The 631-nt window shown below is 37.6% G+C and carries 1 protein-coding gene; it reads right to left on the bottom strand.

Annotated elements, in window-relative coordinates; all coding sequences use genetic code 11:
* On the bottom strand, positions 1 to 631 hold a 631-nt coding region (locus ACYVTD_RS15420), incomplete at both ends, for an oligonucleotide/oligosaccharide-binding-fold domain-containing protein (RefSeq protein ID WP_461248581.1).

Here is a 631-nt window from a genome sequence, read left to right as displayed (position 1 = left end):
GGTGCAAGAGAGAGAATAAGACTGAGTTTTTCTCCTGCAAGCAGATTATATTGATTTTTTACTATAATTTTTCCTTTTATGTTCTTGTAGCCTCTTTCGCCCGATAAATTATTTTTTATGCGTTCAAGTTTTTCCCACGGAAGAATTACCGTTTTCTTTCCTTTTACATTGATAATATCAAACACTTCACCTGAAATTTTAATATTGTTGGTAAAATCACGAGTTTTCTTTTGTTTTTCGCGCCCATCGGCAAATTTTCCGTCAGCGTCGCCGGAGAAAAGACCGGGTCTTATCCTATTTAACACTTCTTTTGAAAGCGGAGAAACAGACATAGCGTACATTTTTGAAGTGCGTACAATTTCTCCAGCGACAATAAATTGAGGATCCATGCGGAACATAACCGATCCCGGGTGAATTATTATTTTATCCGCCGTTAAACTGCGATATGAGCCTATTTTTGCGCGAGAATCTCCGTGTCCTCTCTCTCGAATACAGACAAATTGTATCATTCCACGTCCAATACAGCATAAATAATCGTCAATTTCGCTTGAAGATAGCGGTTGTGCTCTTTGATGTACAGGAATTTTCATTTTAGAGATAATTTCTTCCAGTTGAGCCGTAACATTTACTA

It is taken from the genome of Treponema sp. R6D11 (assembly GCF_054786075.1).
The sequence above is the reverse complement of the archived record's forward strand: the minus strand, read 5'-3'. Positions and strand labels throughout refer to the sequence as shown.